Source organism: Pseudomonas chlororaphis subsp. piscium, from assembly GCF_003850345.1.
In the GTDB taxonomy this organism is placed as follows: domain Bacteria; phylum Pseudomonadota; class Gammaproteobacteria; order Pseudomonadales; family Pseudomonadaceae; genus Aquipseudomonas; species Aquipseudomonas piscium.
The window spans coordinates 664,891-680,584 of the sequence record NZ_CP027707.1 but is presented as its reverse complement, the minus strand read 5'-3'; the positions used below and the strand labels follow the sequence as shown (position 1 = coordinate 680,584).

Here is a 15,694-nt window from a genome sequence, read left to right as displayed (position 1 = left end):
CGCAAATCAACGTGCAACCAGCCTGTAACAGCCTGCGTAACCGAACTGCACACTACTGGTGCGGGACTGCTACGCCCCGCACCACTACAGGCTAGTCGCTGCGCCGAAAAGCGCCGCACCGCGCAACATATTTCCTCTGTCAGATAACGATGCGCAGGCACTGGCCCGCGTGATACAGCGAGAACCCGGCCTCGTACAGGCAACTGCGCAAGCCCACGCCGGCCAGGGGCTGCATGGGGGCGAAGGGAATCGGCAAGGCCTGAGGATTTCCGTTACACAGGTAATCGGCGAACGCCTTGCCGACCACGGTGCCAGTGGTCACGCCCCGGCCGTTGTAGCCGGTGACGGCCACCAGGCCGGGCGCCGGCTCGAACAGGCGCATCAGGTGATCGGGGGTAAAGGCGATGCAACCGGTCCAGGTGCATTCCCACTCCACCGCTTTCAGGTAGGGGAAATAATGCTGCTGCACCCGGTCGGCCCAGGCCTTGAGGAACCAGGCCGGCTTCTGGTTGCCATTGCCCAGGCTGCCCAGCAACAGGCGGCCGTCGGCGTCCCGGCGAATGCTGCTGAGCACCTGGCGGGTATCCCAGGAGCCCTGGCCACCTGGCAGGATCCGCTGCGCGGCTTCCTCGGTCAGCGGCCTGGAAGCGACCTGGTAGTAGTAACCGGGGAAAAAATTGCGCCGCAATTCGGTCCAGTCGCCCTCGGTGTAGGCGTTGGAGGCAATCACCACTTGCTCGGCCAGCACCGAGCCCTGCGCGGTCTGCACCGACCAGCGCTGGCCCTGGCGTTCGAGACGGGTCACCGGCGAGTGGTCGAACAACTGGCCCCCCAGGTCGACTGCGGCCTTGGCCAGGCCACTGACATAGGCCATCGGGTTGACCGTGCCGGCCCGGCGATCGAGCAAGGCGGCGGCGATCTTCCTGGTGCCGGTGGCGGTTTCACAGGCCGCCCCGGTCAACAGCTCGACCGGCGCGCCCCGGCGCTTCCACTGGGCTTCCCGGCTGCGCAGGTCGGCCTCGCCCCGGGCGTTGTGCGCCATGTGCAAGGTGCCTTCGCGGCGCAGTTGGCAATCGATGCGGTATTTGTCGATCAGGCTGAACACCAGGGCCGGCGCCGCCCCCAGCATGCGGTTGAGCTGGCTGCCGACCGCCTCGCCGAAACCGGCTTCGATCTCGTCCGGCGGGATCCACATCCCGGCGTTCACCAGCCCCACGTTGCGCCCCGAACCTCCGTGACCGGTGCGGTGGGCTTCCAGTACACAGACCCTTTTGCCCTGCTCCAGCAGGTGCACGGCGGCCGACAGGCCGGTAAAACCCGCGCCGATCACGCAGACATCCACAGTGACCTCGCCCTTGAGCGCGGCATTGTCAGGCCTTTGCGGCGTCAGTTGTTCCCATAGGCATTCTTCGCGTAACGGCATTGCCAAGCTCCACAGTGAAACCCAACAAACAAAAACACAGCATCGCGGGCAAGCCTCGCTCCTACAGAACACCATAGGAGCGAGGCTTGCCCGCGATCGGGGTCGATCAATCGAAGGTAATACCCTGCGCCAATGGCAACTCCAGCGAGTAGTTCACGGTGTTGGTCTGCCGACGCATATAGGCGCGCCAGGCATCGGAACCGGATTCGCGGCCGCCGCCGGTTTCCTTCTCGCCACCGAACGCCCCGCCGATTTCCGCGCCGCTCGGGCCGATGTTGACGTTGGCGATGCCGCAGTCGCTGCCCACCGCCGACATGAACTGCTCGGCCTCACGCACATCGGTGGTGAAGATGCAGGACGACAGGCCTTGCGGCACGGCGTTGTTCAGGCGCAGCGCTTCGGCGAAATCGCTGTAGCCCACCACGTAGAGAATCGGCGCGAAGGTCTCGCTACACACCACGTCGCTCTGCTCCGGCATCTCGACGATCGCAGGCGATACGTAATAAGCGTTGGGGAACTGGTCTTGCAGCTGGCGCTTGCCGCCGAACACCCGGCCGCCCTCGCTCAGGGCCTGCTCCAGGGCATCCTGCATGTTGTCGAAGCTGTGCTTGTCGATCAGCGGACCGACCAGGTTGCCTTGCAGCGGATGACCGATGCGCACCTTGGAATAGGCGGCCTTGAGGCGGGTGACGATTTCTTCCTTCACCGATTCATGGGCAATCAGCCGGCGCAACGTCGTGCAGCGCTGGCCAGCGGTACCGACGGCGCTGAACAGGATGGCTCGCACGGCCATGTCCAGGTCGGCGCTCGGCCCCAGGATCATCGCGTTGTTGCCGCCCAGTTCGAGGATGCTGCGGGCGAAACGAGCCGCGACTTTCGGCGCCACTTCGCGGCCCATGCGGGTGCTGCCGGTGGCGCTGATCAGGGCCACGCGCGGATCGTCCACCAGCGCTTCGCCAGCGTCGCGCCCGCCAATGATCACCTGGCTCAGGTATTCGGGGGCGTCGCTGAAGTTCTTCAGCACACGCTCGAACAGCGCCTGGCAGGCCAGGGCGGTCAACGGGGTCTTTTCCGAGGGCTTCCAGATCACCGGGTTGCCGCAGACCAGCGCCAGGGTGGTGTTCCAGGCCCAGACCGCGACCGGGAAGTTGAACGCACTGATCACCCCGACAATGCCCAGCGGGTGCCAGGTTTCGCGCATGTGGTGGCCTGGGCGCTCGGAGGCGATGGTCAGGCCGTACAGCTGGCGCGACAGGCCGACCGCGAAGTCGCAGATGTCGATCATTTCCTGCACTTCGCCCAGGCCTTCCTGGGTGATCTTGCCGGCTTCCCAGGACACCAGCTCACCCAGGTCGGCCTTGTATTCGCGCAGCACCTCGCCGAACTGGCGCACCAGCTCGCCGCGACGCGGCGCCGGCACCTTGCGCCACAACTCGAATGCATGCTCCGCGCGACTGACCTGCTGCTCCACCTCGGCTGCGCCCTGCCAGTTCACGGAGGCGATGCGGCTGCCGTCGATCGGCGAATGCACGGGCTGCTTGCCCGATTGATACAGGGCCGGGTTCACACCAAGACGATCAAGCAATGCGGCAACCATGGGTCACTCCTTACAGATGGAAAGCAAAAAAATCGCAGCCGCTGACACGGCTATTCAGATCTGTAGTTGTAGCCGGCCCGAGACTTGCCAACAAACGACGATTAGGCGAGATATCATTCCGTTTATTCATGCTGCGCAGCCGAGACAAGAACAAGGAACCCTCGATGCTGAATAAACGCTACCTGCCCTCGATCACCGCCCTGCAGTGTTTCGAGGCCGTCACCCGGCACCTGAGCTTCACCCGCGCCGCCGAAGAACTGAACCTGACCCAGAGCGCGGTCAGCAAGCAGGTCGCGCAGCTGGAAGAACTCCTGCAGCACCTGCTGTTTCGCCGGGTACGCCGGCGCCTGCAGCTGACCCCGGCCGGAGATCTGTACCTGGTGGAGGTGCGCAAGATCCTCTCGCAGATCGAGATGTCGACCCATTACCTGCGTTCCTACGGTGGCGAAACCGAAGTCCTGCGGGTGTCCACCCCATCGACCTTCGGCGCGCGCTGGCTGGTGCCGCGCCTCAAGGGCTGGCGCCTGCGCCACCCGCAGATCCACCTGGACCTGTGCAACGAACAGGAAGCCGACGACCTGCTGCAGGGCCGCAGCGACATGGCGTTCTACTTCGGCCAGGGCTCGCGCCCCGGCACCGAGTGCCTGAAGCTGTTCGGCGAAGAGCTGGTGGCGGTCTGCGCCCCCGGCAGTCTGCCGGACAAGCCGTTCACCGACCCGACGCAGCTGGCCGAACTGGTGCTGCTGCAACTGGCCTCGCGGCCGCAGGCCTGGCATGACTGGTTCGACAGCCAGGGTTACCACACCGAGCACAGCTATCACGGCCCACGCTTCGAAACCTTCTATATGTGCATCCGGGCCGCCCAGGTCGGCTGCGGCGTGGCCCTGCTGCCGCGGTTCCTGGTGGAGGAAGAGCTGGCCGAGGGCAAGCTGGTGCTGGCCTGGGACTACGCGATGCCCAGCCACGATGCCTATTACCTGGCCTACCCTGAACATGCGGCTGAAGTGCCCAAGGTGCGGGACTTCGTACGCTGGATGCTGGAGCAGATCGACAGCCCGACGCCGGCCTGATCCGGGACGGGTGCAGACCGCACGGGCGCTATCGCGGGCAAGCCTCACTCCTGCAAGAGCAGCACCGTACCCGTAGGAACGGGGCTTGCCCGCGATGAGGCCAGCAGCCCCGACAGTGCCTTCAAGCAAAAAACGCTGGCAAAACCCACAGCGGATATGCGCCACTACTGCCTTTATTGAACAAGCTGGAAAGCCGCGCCCTTGATCGCGGCCAGCATGGAGATTCCCGTTATGAGCGAGAGTGTGTTTGCCGATCGCATCGTGCAGAACCTGCTCGACACCGACTTCTACAAACTGACCATGATGCAGGCGGTGCTGCACAACTACCCCAATGTGGAAGTCGAATGGGAATTCCGCTGCCGCAACAGCGAGGACCTGCGCCCCTACCTGGCGGAGATCCGCTATCAGTTCGAGCGCCTGGCCGACCTGAGCCTGAGCGCCGACCAGTTGAGCTTTCTCGAACGCATCAGCTTCCTGAAACCGGACTTCCTGCGCTTTCTCGGGCTGTTCCGCTTCAACCTGCGGTATGTGCATACCGGTATCGAAAACGGCGAGCTGTTCATCCGCCTGCGCGGGCCCTGGCTGCATGTGATCCTGTTCGAAGTGCCGATGCTGGCGATCGTCAGCGAGGTGCGTAACCGCTATCGCTACCGCGAAGTCGTCCTGGAACAGGCCCGCGAACAGCTATATCGCAAGTTCGACTGGCTGAGCGCCAACGCCAGCGCCGATGAATTGTCGCACCTGCAGGTGGCCGACTTCGGCACCCGCCGACGCTTCTCGTACCGGGTCCAGGAAGAAGTGGTGAACGTGCTCAAGCACGACTTCCCCGGACGTTTCGTCGGTACCAGCAACGTGCACCTGTCCCGCGAGCTGGACATGAAACCCCTGGGCACCATGGCCCACGAATGGATCATGGCCCACCAGCAACTGGGGCCGCGGCTGATCGACAGCCAGATCGCCGCCCTCGACTGCTGGGTCCGCGAGTACCGTGGCCTGCTGGGGATCGCCCTGACCGACTGCATCACCACCGACGCTTTCCTCAACGACTTCGATCTGTACTTCGCCAAGCTGTTCGACGGTTTGCGCCATGACTCGGGCGATCCGATCGTCTGGGCGGAAAAAGCCATCGCCCACTACCTGAAACTGGGCATCGAGCCGATGAGCAAGACCCTGGTGTTCTCCGACAGCCTGACGCTGCCCAAATCCCTGGAGATTTTTCGCGCGTTGCATGGTCGGATCAATGTCAGCTTCGGTATCGGCACCAACCTGACGTGCGATATTCCTGGTGTCGAGCCGATGAGCATCGTGCTTAAAATGGCCGCCTGCAATGGCCAGCCCGTCGCCAAGATCTCCGACGAAGCGGGCAAGACCCATTGCAAGGATCCCAACTTCGTCGCTTATCTGCGCCACGTTTTCCAAGTACCTGCCGCCCTTTCTGGCACATCAAGCAAGGAGTGAATCATGCAAGCCGTACAGCGTGAGATTGCTGAACAGCTCAAGGTCCAACCCCCTTTCAAGGACCAGGCCGCTCTCGAGGCAGAAGTCGCCCGGCGGGTCGCGTTCATCCAGCAATGCCTGCTCAATTCCGGGCTCAAGACCCTAGTGCTGGGCATCAGCGGTGGCGTCGACTCCCTGACCGCGGGCCTGCTGGCCCAGCGGGCGGTGCGCGAACTGCGCGCCAGCAGCGGCGACCAGGGCTATCGTTTCATTGCCGTGCGCCTGCCGTACGACGTGCAGTTCGACGAACACGATGCCCAGGCCTCGGTGGACTTCATCGAACCCGACGAGCGCCACACCGTGAACATCGGTCCGGCGGTCAAGTCCCTGGCCAATGAAGTGGCGGCCTTCGAAGGCCATCAGGCGGTAACCCGGGACTTCGTCCTCGGCAACACCAAGGCGCGCATGCGCATGATCGCGCAGTACACCATCGCCGGCGCCGCCCATGGCCTGGTGATCGGCACCGACCACGCCGCCGAAGCGGTGATGGGCTTCTTCACCAAGTTCGGCGACGGCGCCTGCGACCTGGCGCCGCTGAGCGGGCTGGTGAAGAACCAGGTGCGGGCTATTGCCCGGCATTTCGGCGCGCCGGAGTCGCTGGTGGAGAAGATCCCTACCGCCGACCTCGAAGACCTGTCTCCCGGCAAGCCGGACGAAGCCTCCCACGGCGTGACCTACGCCGAGATCGACGCCTTCCTCCATGGCCAGCCGGTGCGCGAGGAAGCGTTCAAGATCATCTGCAACACCTACAACAAGACCCATCACAAACGCGTGATGCCGTTCGCGCCTTGAGGTGATGAGGTGACGCAAAAGCCCGCCGCGGGAAATCCTCGGCGGGCTTTTTGTTGGGTGTTGGCTGGGCTGGCGCTATCGCGAGCAAGCTTCGCTCCTATAGAAGCTTGTGGGTGCCAGGCTTGCCCGCGATGAACGATGACACGGACCGCCCGCCCACAAAAAAGCGCCCCGAAGGGCGCTTTTTCATCACACGGGATCAACCGATCACTTCAGCACCACGGCGCCTTTCATCATCGAGTTGTGGCCCGGGAACGAGCAGAAGAATTCGTAGCTTTCGCCGGCGGTCAGCTTCGACACGTCAAAGGTCACCGAGTCTTTTTCGCCAGAGCCGATGATCTTGGTGTGGGCGATAACGCGGCTGTCGCCTGGTTTCAGGTAGTCCTTGTCGATGCCGGCAGCCATGCCGTCGGTCGCGATGCCGACCATGTCCGCGCTTTTGCTCAGAACCCAGTTATGACCCATGACGTTCTTCGGCAGGCTGCCGGAGTGGGTCAGGTTCACGGTGAAGGTCTTGCAGCTCTTGTCGATGGTGATTTCCTTCGTGTTGAAGGACATCTGGTCGGTAGAGTCGACATCGACCTTGCATTCGGCGGCCATCAGCTGGCTGCTGGCCAGTGTCAACAGGGATACCGCAACGAGTTTGGCAAACATGGTGAATCTCCAAGGCAGGGTTAACAAAATCCATCTGAATCCATGGAGGTGAAGACTGCCTGAATTTTTCACAAGTTCCTATGATTCAAATCAAGAAATTGTATACAACTTTGCGCTATCGGCCTGATCGAGAGAATCAAACAGCCAGCCCGCGGCCCCGGGCCTATGCTCGGCGCACATCACTATCGGAGTGTCCGCCATGCACCTCAACAGCCTGTTCCGCAGCCTGCTCGCCGCCTACGCCTGTGGCGCCAGCGGTACCTATGAAAGCCCCCGCCGCGAGGATTGACCCTTGGAGCGCGGCCGGCCAGCCATTACTCTGTGGCCCTCACTGACCATGGAGTAAGGTATGTCTTTAACGTCTGTATGCGTGTTCTGCGGTGCCAGCACCGGCACCAACCCGGCCTACCGCGAGGCCGCCGAAGCCCTCGGGCGCCATCTGGCCGAACGCAAGCTGACCCTGGTCTATGGCGGTGGCGCCGTCGGCCTGATGGGCCTAGTCGCCGACGCCGCCCTGGCGGCCGGAGGCGAAGTCATCGGCATCATTCCCCAGAGCCTCAAGGACAAGGAAATCGGCCATCCGGGCCTGACACGCCTGGAGGTGGTCGACGGCATGCACGCCCGCAAGGCGCGCATGGCCGAGCTGAGCGACGCCTTTATCGCGCTGCCTGGCGGCCTGGGCACCCTGGAAGAGTTGTTCGAGGTCTGGACCTGGGGCCAACTGGGTTACCACGCCAAGCCCCTGGGGTTGCTGGAAGTGAATGGCTTCTACGAGAAGCTCACGGGTTTTCTCGATCACATCGTCGGCGAAGGCTTCGTTCGCGCCCCGCACCGTGACATGCTGCAAATGAGCGAATCGCCGCGCAAACTGCTGGATGCCCTGGAGGCCTGGCAACCCACGGTAGCCCCCAAATGGGCCGAGCAAAAACCCGATTAACCGCCGGGCTCCGATACAAGGCAGAATACGCGCCGCTCAACCTCACCTTCGACCCTAGAGGATCGCCCATGGCTAAACCCAATTACTCCTTCGCCAAACGTCAGCGAGACCTGGCAAAGGAGCAGAAGAAAGAGGAAAAGCTGCAACGCAAGAAAGCGGCCGCTGAAGAAGCCGGCGCACCGAGCCCGGATACAGAAGACGAAGTGGCCGTCGACGACGCCAATACAGCAGACGATCAGGCCCCCAAGGCCTGAGACCCGCCAGGCCTGATACTCCTATCAGGCCCTCGGGATCTGGGGTCGGCCATCCGTTGCCGACCCTCGGATACCCAAGGCTTTGACAATCGAATCGCGATAACCCCGTGGCAAGTTGGCCGGTAGCTGGTCAGCTGCGAACAGGCCGATTTCCTTGTGCTCGTGGCTGACGGTTGGCACAAACTCGCCAAGGAGCCGGCAGCGATAGGTCGAGATAAACACATGCTTGCCGGGGATGACCTCGAACAGGTACGAATCCAGCGGTTCCTCCACCATCACCTGCACGTCCAGCTCTTCCTCGATCTCCCGCGCCAGGCATTGCGGCGCCGTCTCCCCCAGCTCGATCCGCCCGCCGGGCAGCTCCCATTCGTCACGCTCGTTGAGCATCAGCACCACCAATCCTTCGGGGGATTGCAGCACGCCCTTGATCGATACCGGGAACATAAGTAACTCCTGTAGAGCCTGTAGCCGCTGCCGAAGGCTGCGCTCGGGCGCGTAGCGGCCGTGTTTTTTAGACCGCTGGAAGGTTCTGCGAACCTTATCGCAGCCTGCGGCAGCGGCTACAAAGAGATCCGTTCATTCAGCGGCATCACCGTCACCCGTACTTCCGGGTCGTGGCTGCCGCCGCCGAGAATCACCCCGCGCAACGGCGAGACGTCGGAAAAGTCCCTGCCCCAGGCCAGGGTGATGTGTTCCAGTGCCGGCTGCACGTTGTTGGTCGGGTCGAAATCCACCCAGCCGAGCACCGGGCAGAACACCGAAACCCAGGCATGGGAGGCATCCGCACCGATCAAGCGTGGCTGCCCCGGTGGCGGCTGGGTCAGCAGGTAGCCGCTGACATAACGCGCCGCCAAACCGCGGGAGCGCAAGCACGCCAGCATCAGGTGGGCGAAGTCCTGGCAGACCCCACGCCGTCGCTCCAGCACTTCCACCAGCGGCGTCGCCACCTGGGTGGCTTCGGCATCGAAGGTGAACTCGCTGAAGATCTTCTCCATCAACGCCTGTACCCCCAGCAACAGCGGACGCCCGGCGGGGAAACAGCTTTCGGAAAACTCGACGAAGCTCTTCTTCAGGTGCACATAAGGCGACTCGAAGCGATAGCGGCACGCCTCCATCAAGGCTGCGGACAACGGCCGGCTGCTGTAGGTCAGTGCATTGCGGGTGGCATCCCAGGGCAATGACCGGCTGAAGTCCAGCGCTGGCCTGGCCAGCACCTCCACCGTCAACTGCGCATTGACCAGCAACTCGTCATGGGGGCGCTCGAACGCCAGCCGGGTCAGCGGATTGCCGAACACATCCAGCTCGTCGCGGCGGGTGGTGGGGTCGGGGCTGATCAGCAGTTCCTGCTGGCTGCAATGCTGCCAGGCGCACGCCCGCGGCCACAGGTGCGCCAGTTGCTGGGCCAGGGAAACCGGGCTGTCGTAGTGGTAATGGGTATCGTGGAAGATCTGGTAATGAGCGCTCATCAGACGGATACCGTTTGTTGGCTGACATCGTCGACATGGGCGAAATGCCGCAGCGCCAGGCGGTCGGAAACCTGCCCGCTGGCGTCGGCGATTTCCTGCAACAGGTCGGCCAGGCCTTCGAGTGCCGCGCGCACGCTGGCCTCGCCGAACAGAGGGTTCTCCAGGCAAGCCAGGTCGAAGCGCGACAGGCGCTTCACCAGCACGGGCAAGCCGGCCTCGCGCGGTACGCCAAAGTCGTCGTTCAAGCGATTGAGGGTCCGGGTCACCAGCTTCAGCTGGAATAGCACCGCGTGGGGGTTCTGCTCATCGAGCAGCAACAGGTCGAGCACCGGAATCAACTGCGCCACCGCCAGGTAGCGGGAACGGTAGGTGATGCTGCTGTTGCCCAGCTCCAGCAGCCACTCCAGCCCGGCCTGGTCGGGCGCGGAGGAATCGCGCAGGAAGGCCGCCAGGCTGCTGCTGAGGAACTGTAGGCGCTCGATGCGCCGGCCGATCATCAAAAAGCGCCAGCCTTCGTCGCGGGTCATATCGTCCAGGGCAAAGCCCGACAGGGCCGCCAGGGACATCACCAGGCGGTTGAGGAAATCCAGCAACTCGCCGAAGTCCGGTTCGCGGGCTTCCAGCGCCAGGGCTTCGCGCTGCAATTCCACCAGCGCCTGCCAGTTTTCCCGCGAGAGCTTGCCGCGCACCTGGGACGCCGCCCATTGCAGGCGTTGCAGGTTGGAGCGCAGGCTGAAGGACCAGTCGTCCCCCTGCAGGGCCGCCAACAGACGCTCGGGCAGCTCGCCTTCGTCCGGCAGCAGCATCAGGCTTTCGCCCAGGTCGACCGCCGCCTGCAAGGCCTGCGGGTCATCGCCGTCGACATAACGCGCCAGCATGATCCGCAACAACCGGGCGCTGCCATCGCAACGCTCGCAGTAGCGGCCGAACCAGAACAGGTTTTCCACCACCCGCGACGGCAGGTACGGATCGCGCCGCACCAGGTCATGCACGCCGATGGTCCGCTGGCCCTTCCACTGTTCGCCGCTGGGCGCACGCTCGCCCAGCACCCAGGTGTCCTTGCTGGCGCCACCGCGCTGCATCGACACCACTTCGGCATCGGCCTCCGCGGCCACCCGGGTCAAGCCGCCCGGCAGCACCCGATAACCGTCGCGGCTGGCCACGGCATACACCCGCATGCCGATGGCCCGCGGTTGCAGCTGGCTGTCCTCGGCCTGCCAGACCGGCGCCTGGGACAGCTGCGCCAGTTCCTGGGCGACATAGGCATAAGGCCGCGCCCGCATGCGCTCGGCCAGGGCCTGGCGCTCTTTCTCGCAGAGGTCGCGGCCGAACAAGGGGGCAAAACTCTGGGACGGGAACGCCGGCTTGATCAGCAGCTCCGGGAGTTTCTCCAGGGCCTGGGCCAGCACCGGCGCCTCGCCGCACCACCAGGTGGCGACGGACGGCAGAATCAGTTCTTCGCCGAACAAATGCTCGCTGATCTTCGGCAGGAAACCCAGCAGACCTGGCGACTCCAGCACGCCGCTGCCCAAGGCATTGGCCACCAGCACCCGGCCTCGCCGCACCGCCTCCAGTAGCCCCGGCACGCCCAAGGCCGAGTCGGTGCGCAGTTCCAGCGGGTCGCAGAAGTCGTCGTCGAGCCGGCGCATGATCGCGTGCACCCGCCGCAGGCCGCTCAGGGTCTTGAGGTAGACCGTGGCGTCGCGCACCGTCAGGTCGCCGCCCTCCACCAGCGGATAACCGAGCTGGCGCGCCAGGTACAGGTGCTCGAAATAGCTCTCGTTGAAACGCCCCGGGGTCAGCAGCACGATCAGTGGTGCTTCGTCGTCCCGGGGCGCCTGGCGGGCCAGGGTTTCCTGCAGGGTGCGGAAAAACCCGGCCAGATGCTGCACCTGCAGGTCGCGGTACAGGTCCGGAAAGGCCCGGGACACGATCATGCGGTTTTCCAGGGCGTAGCCGGCACCGGAGGGCGCCTGGGTACGGTCGGCGGTGACCCACCAGCGCCCGTCCGGGGTACGCGCCAGGTCGACCGCGTACAGGTGCAGGAAGGCGCCGTCCGGCGGCTGGATGCCCTGGCACAGCCAGAGAAAGTTGTTATGGCCGAACACCAGTTCGGCCGGCAGCAGGCCTTCGCTGATCAACCGCTGGGGGCCGTACAGGTCGGCCAGTACCGCATTGAGCAAACGCGCCCGCTGGGCGATCCCGGCGGACAGCTGCTGCCATTCATCGGCGGCGATCACATGGGGTAGCAGGTCCAGCTCCCACGGCCGGTCGGCGCCCTTGGGGTCGGCATAGACGTTGTAGGTGACGCCATTTTCCTGGATCTGCCGGGTCAGCAGGGCCTGGCGCTGCATCAACTGCGCCGGCGTGCTGCGCTGCAACTGGTCGAACAGCCGGCGCCAGTGCGGGCGCACCGCGCCGCTGGCGTCGAGCAGTTCGTGGTAGGTACCCGCCGTCAGCGGGTAGTGGTCAAGCAGGTCAGGCATGGAGAGCTCGGCAGACGGCAAGGTAAGTCAGATTAACGCAGACACATGACACCCGGATATGCGAAACATCCGGGCGTCGCGTCTGCTTTAGAAACGTCGCAAATCGAGTGTCATCGGCAACTCGTCGTTGATCGTCAGGCTCGGCACCGACAAGGTGCCGGGGCTATGCCCCAGGCGGAAGAAGCGCGCCATGCGGCGGCTTTCGGCCTCGTTGGCATTCACCGGCAGGCTGTCGTAGTTGCGCCCGCCCGGGTGGGCCACGTGGTACTGGCAACCGCCCAGGGAACGCTGCATCCAGGTGTCGAGCAGGTCGAACACCAGGGGCGCGTGCACCGGGATGGTCGGCTGCAGGCAGTTGAAGGGCTGCCAGGCCCGATAGCGCACACCGGCGACGAACTCCCCGACCCGCCCGGTGGGCTGCAGCGGCACCGCGACACCGTTGCAGGTCAGCAGGTAGCGCTGCGGCGCCAGCCCGGTGAGCTTGACCTGCAGACGCTCCAGCGACGAGTCGACATAACGTACCGTGCCGCCAGCGGAGCCCTCCTCCCCCAACACATGCCAAGGCTCCAGGGCCTGGCGCAGCTCCAGCTCGACACCGCCGACCGCGTAATCGCCGACCTTGGGGAAACGGAACTCCAGGTGCGCGGCGAACCATTCGGCGCGCAGGGGGTAGCCGGCGGCGTTGAGCTCGACTATGACGTCGGCGAAGTCCTGCTCGATGAAGTGCGGCAACAGGAAGCGATCGTGCAGCTCGGTGCCCCAGCGCGCCAGCTTGGCCGGTGCATAGGGCTCGCGCCAGAAGCGCGCGACCAAGGCCCGCAGCAACAGTTGCTGGGCCAGGCTCATGCGCGCATGGGGCGGCATTTCAAAGGCGCGCAGTTCCAGCAGGCCCAGGCGCCCGGTGGCGCCGTCCGGCGAGTACAGCTTGTCGATGCAGAACTCGGCGCGGTGGGTGTTGCCGGTGACGTCGATCAACAGGTTGCGCAGCAGCCGGTCGACCAGCCACGGCGGGCACTCCTCGCCCGGCTCAGGCATCTGGGCGAAGGCAATTTCCAGCTCGTACAAGGCATCGTTGCGCGCCTCGTCGACCCGCGGCGCCTGGGAGGTGGGGCCGATGAACAGCCCGGAGAACAGGTAGGACAACGACGGATGGTTGTGCCAATAGCTGATCAGGCTGCGCAACAGGTCCGGCCGGCGCAGGAAGGGCGAGTCCGCCGGCGTCGCGCCGCCCAGCACGAAGTGGTTGCCGCCGCCGGTGCCGGTGTGGCGCCCGTCGATCATGAATTTCTCGGTGGTCAGGCGGGTCTGCCGGGCTTCCTCATAGAGGAATTCGGTGCGCTCCACCAGCTCGTCCCAACTGGCGGACGGCTGCACGTTGACCTCGATCACGCCCGGATCGGGGGTGACGCGGAAGTTGCTCAGGCGCGGATCGCTCGGTGGCTCGTAACCCTCCAGCAACACCGGGCAATGCAGCTCTTCGGCGGTGGCCTCGATGGCGCTGACCAGCTCCAGGTAATCCTCCAGGCGCTCCAGGGGCGGCATGAACAGGTACAACCGCCCGTCCCGCGCCTCCGCGCAGAACGCGGTGCGGGTCAGCCAGTCGGCGGACTGGTCGACCTGCGGCACTCGCTCATCGGCCTCGGCCGCCTCGCCATGCTCACGCAGTTGCGCGCTGTCCGGCAGCTCGGGCAGGTCCTGGTTCGGGTCGGTGGGGTGCACATAGGGGTATTCCGCCGCCGTCACCCAGGGCTGGGACGCCAGCGGCAGGCGATAGCCCAGGGGCGAATCCCCCGGGACCAGCCGGCAATGGGTGTCACGCAGGTACCAGCGGCCGCTCTGCCACTGGTCGCCCTTGGCGGTACGGGCTAGCGGCAGGATCTGGCCGATGACCTTGTCCAGGCCCTGGCTGAACACCTTGCGCAGGCGCGCCCGCTCCAGCTCGTCCGCCAGCCGTGAATCCTCGGCGCTGACGTTCTGCGGCAAGCTGCCTTCGCGCCACAGGTAGTAGAAGTTGTCTTCGTAGGCCGGGAACACGAAGCGCGGCGCCAACTTCAGGCGTTCGGCGACACTGGCCAGGAAACGCCCGGCCAGTTCGCTGTCGGCGCCGTAGTCTTCGTGCTCGTCGGCAATCAGCGCGGCGTTGTGCCAGACCGGCACGCCATCGCGGCGCCAGTAACAGTTCAGCGACCAGCGCGGCAGTTGCTCGCCCGGGTACCACTTGCCCTGGCCGAAATGCACCAGGCCCTTGGGCCCGTAGTGGTTGCGCATGCGCTGGAACAACTCGGCGGACAACCGGCGCTTGTTCGGCCCGAGGGCCGCGGTGTTCCATTCGGCGCCATCCGGGTCGTCGATCGAAACGAAGGTCGGTTCGCCGCCCATGGTCAGGCGCACGTCGCCCTCCAGCAGGTCGGCATCGATCTGCCGGCCCAGGGCCTGGATCGCCAGCCATTGCTCTTCGGTGTAGGGCTTGGTAACGCGTGGCGCTTCCCAGACCCGCTCCACCGACATCTCGTGGCTGAACTCACATTCGCAAGGCTCCACCAGGCCGCTGATCGGCGCCGCCGAGGACGGATCGGGGCTGCACGCCAACGGGATATGCCCTTCCCCGGCAAACAGCCCGGAAGTGGCGTCCAGGCCGATCCAGCCGGCACCGGGCAGGTACACCTCGCACCAGGCGTGCAGGTCGGTGAAGTCCACCTCGGTGCCGGACGGGCCGTCGAGGGATTTGACGTCGGCGGTCAGCTGGATCAGGTAGCCGGAAACAAACCGCGCCGCCAGCCCCAGGTTGCGCAGCAGTTGCACCAGCAGCCAGGCGGAGTCGCGGCAGGAGCCGGAAGCCTTGTCCAGGGTCTGCTCCGGCGTCTGCACGCCCGGCTCCATGCGGATCAGGTAGCCGATGTCTTCGCTCAGGCGCTGGTTCAGGCCCACCAGGAAATCCACCGCCGGCAGCGGCGTGCGGTCGATGCCCTCCAGATACGCCTTGAACTTCGGCGTCAGCGTCAGGGTTTCCAGGTACGGCGCCAGCTCCCGCTGCTCATCGGCGGCGTAGGCGAAGGGGATCTTCTCCGCATAGGGCTCGAGGAAGAAATCGAACGGATTGAACACCGCCATCTCCGCCAGTAGATCGACTTCGATGCGTAGCTCGTCGGTCTTTTCCGGGAAGACCAGGCGCGCCAGGTAGTTGCCCTGGGGATCCTGCTGCCAGTTGATGAAGTGCTGCTCGGGCTGAACCTTCAGCGCATAGGAGAGAATCCGCGTGCGGCTATGGGCCGCCGGACGCAGGCGAACGATCTGCGGGCCGAGTTCGACCGCGCGGTCGTAGCGGTAATGCGTGACATGGTGCAATGCGACATGGATCGACACGGCGTGCCTCCTGCGGGCCTGAACGTACACGAAAGCGCGCAAGACTTATGCCAGAGCACCAGTCCCGGCGCTTTCCCCAACGGCTGTGGGCAGTACAGCACCAAAAGCGCGCGGCGCGTGCTTTGGCGTGCGCAGGGTTGCACATAAATGTGGCG

At 64.8% G+C, this 15,694-nt stretch carries 12 protein-coding genes; 5 read left to right on the top strand and 7 right to left on the bottom strand.

What is annotated here, in order from left to right; translation table 11 throughout:
• Positions 1–139: 139 nt before the first annotated feature.
• Both amaA and amaB read right to left on the bottom strand, forming a co-directional pair.
• Positions 140–1,423 (bottom strand): L-pipecolate oxidase, encoded by a 1,284-nt coding sequence (amaA, locus tag C4K38_RS03030; protein ID WP_053277223.1) that lies wholly within the window; start codon positions 1,421–1,423, stop codon positions 140–142.
• A 106-nt stretch (positions 1,424–1,529) separates the two neighbouring features.
• A complete protein-coding gene (amaB, locus tag C4K38_RS03025) occupies positions 1,530–3,020 on the bottom strand; it encodes an L-piperidine-6-carboxylate dehydrogenase (RefSeq protein WP_053277222.1) in 1,491 nt (496 codons plus the stop codon).
• Positions 3,021–3,184: 164 nt separating this feature from the next.
• Here amaB and C4K38_RS03020 point away from each other — a divergent pair, with 164 nt between their 5' ends.
• From C4K38_RS03020 to nadE, 3 genes are all read left to right on the top strand, one after another.
• Complete coding sequence (locus C4K38_RS03020) at positions 3,185–4,090, top strand: LysR family transcriptional regulator (RefSeq protein WP_025808040.1); 906 nt, start codon at positions 3,185–3,187, stop codon at positions 4,088–4,090.
• Positions 4,091–4,321: 231 nt separating this feature from the next.
• A complete protein-coding gene (gene pncB, locus C4K38_RS03015) occupies positions 4,322–5,548 on the top strand; it encodes a nicotinate phosphoribosyltransferase (RefSeq protein ID WP_053277221.1) in 1,227 nt (408 codons plus the stop codon).
• Positions 5,549–5,551: 3 nt separating this feature from the next.
• On the top strand, positions 5,552–6,379 hold the full coding sequence (nadE, locus tag C4K38_RS03010) for an NAD(+) synthase (RefSeq protein WP_053277220.1): 828 nt from the start codon (positions 5,552–5,554) through the stop codon (positions 6,377–6,379).
• Positions 6,380–6,586: 207 nt separating this feature from the next.
• Here nadE and azu read toward each other — a convergent pair whose 3' ends face one another.
• A complete protein-coding gene (gene azu, locus C4K38_RS03005) occupies positions 6,587–7,033 on the bottom strand; it encodes an azurin (protein WP_053277219.1) in 447 nt (148 codons plus the stop codon).
• A gap of 349 nt (positions 7,034–7,382) precedes the next feature.
• Here azu and C4K38_RS03000 point away from each other — a divergent pair, with 349 nt between their 5' ends.
• Both C4K38_RS03000 and C4K38_RS02995 read left to right on the top strand, forming a co-directional pair.
• Positions 7,383–7,970, top strand: coding sequence for a cytokinin riboside 5'-monophosphate phosphoribohydrolase (locus C4K38_RS03000; protein ID WP_053277218.1), 588 nt, complete (start codon positions 7,383–7,385; stop codon positions 7,968–7,970).
• A 68-nt stretch (positions 7,971–8,038) separates the two neighbouring features.
• The gene (locus C4K38_RS02995) at positions 8,039–8,224 is read left to right on the top strand and encodes a hypothetical protein (protein WP_025808046.1); all 186 of its coding nucleotides are present in this window, start codon (positions 8,039–8,041) and stop codon (positions 8,222–8,224) included.
• Positions 8,225–8,248: 24 nt separating this feature from the next.
• On the opposite strand, the gene C4K38_RS02990 is transcribed toward C4K38_RS02995, so the two are convergent.
• The 4 genes from C4K38_RS02990 to C4K38_RS02975 all read right to left on the bottom strand — a co-directional run bounded on the left by C4K38_RS02990 (position 8,249) and on the right by C4K38_RS02975 (position 15,539).
• Positions 8,249–8,668 carry an NUDIX hydrolase gene (locus tag C4K38_RS02990; protein WP_053277217.1) on the bottom strand — a complete coding sequence of 140 codons (420 nt, stop codon included), beginning with the start codon at positions 8,666–8,668 and terminating at the stop codon, positions 8,249–8,251.
• Positions 8,669–8,784: 116 nt separating this feature from the next.
• Positions 8,785–9,690, bottom strand: a complete 906-nt coding sequence (locus C4K38_RS02985) for a transglutaminase family protein (protein ID WP_053277216.1) — start codon at positions 9,688–9,690, stop codon at positions 8,785–8,787.
• Positions 9,690–12,176 carry a circularly permuted type 2 ATP-grasp protein gene (locus tag C4K38_RS02980; protein ID WP_053277215.1) on the bottom strand — a complete coding sequence of 829 codons (2,487 nt, stop codon included), beginning with the start codon at positions 12,174–12,176 and terminating at the stop codon, positions 9,690–9,692. Before C4K38_RS02980 ends, C4K38_RS02985 begins: the two co-directional genes overlap by 1 nt.
• An 87-nt stretch (positions 12,177–12,263) precedes the next feature.
• On the bottom strand, positions 12,264–15,539 hold the full coding sequence (locus C4K38_RS02975; protein ID WP_053277214.1) for a transglutaminase family protein: 3,276 nt from the start codon (positions 15,537–15,539) through the stop codon (positions 12,264–12,266).
• Positions 15,540–15,694 lie beyond the last annotated feature (155 nt).